The organism is Litchfieldella rifensis, from assembly GCF_042646605.1.
GTDB classification, from domain to species: Bacteria; Pseudomonadota; Gammaproteobacteria; order Pseudomonadales; family Halomonadaceae; genus Litchfieldella; species Litchfieldella rifensis.
Genome location: NZ_JBHRUG010000036.1, coordinates 1 through 1016 on the forward strand (window position 1 = coordinate 1; position 1016 = coordinate 1016).

At 67.8% G+C, this 1016-nt stretch carries 1 protein-coding gene; it reads right to left on the reverse strand.

All coding sequences use genetic code 11. The features are described from left to right. Positions 1-1016, reverse strand: a 1016-nt coding sequence (hutU, locus tag ACFOEV_RS18300) for a urocanate hydratase (RefSeq protein WP_386776337.1), incomplete at both ends; no start/stop codon positions are given.

Consider the following 1016-nt stretch of genomic DNA (forward strand, 5'->3'; position numbering starts at 1 on the left):
TCGCGGTTGGGGCTGGCCACCGAGCCGGAATCCAGGTGGTCGCGGCCGATCACCACCGGCGCCTTGAGCTCGCCGTTCTTGACCATCTCGTTGAACGCCTGCCCCAGGCGCGCGCGGTCCTTGAGGCCGACCCAGCAGATGCGCGCCGGCAGACCCTGGAAGCTGATGCGTTCGCGGGCCATGTCGAGCCAGTGGTGCAGGTGCGGGTCGTCGGGGATCAGTTCCTTGACCTTGGCGTCGGTCTTGTAGATGTCCTCGGGGTCGCCGGACAGCGCCGCCCAGCGGAACGGGCCGATGCCCTGGCAGAACAGCGGGCGGATATAGGCCGGCACGAAGCCGGGGAAATCGAAGGCGTTGGCGATCCCCTCTTCCTTGGCCATCTGGCGGATGTTGTTGCCGTAGTCGAAGGTCGGCACGCCCATCTGCTGGAAGTCGAGCATGGCCTTGACGTGCACCGCCATGGACTGCTTGGCGGCCTTGACCACCGCCTCCGGGTCGGTCTTGCCGCGTGCCACGTATTCGTCCCAGCTCCAGCCGGACGGCAGGTAGCCGTGCAGCGGGTCGTGGGCGCTGGTCTGGTCGGTGACCATGTCGGGTTTGACGCCACGCTTGACCAGCTCGGGGAGTATGTCGGCGGCGTTGGCGCACAGCCCGAGGGAGACTGCCTTGCCTTCCCGGGTGTAGCGCTCGATGCGCGCCAGGGCGTCGTCCAGGTCGTCGGCCTGCTCGTCCAGATAGCGGGTACGCAGGCGGAAGTCGAGGCGCGATTGCTGGCACTCGATGTTGAGTGAACAGGCGCCGGCCAGGCTCGCCGCCAGCGGCTGGGCGCCGCCCATGCCGCCGAGGCCGGCGGTGAGGATCCAGCGACCGGTGAGGTGGCCGTCATAGTGCTGGCGGCCGGCCTCGACGAAGGTCTCGTAGGTGCCCTGGACGATGCCCTGGGAGCCGATATAGATCCACGAGCCGGCGGTCATCTGGCCGTACATCATCAGGCCCTTGCGGTCGAGCTCGTTGAA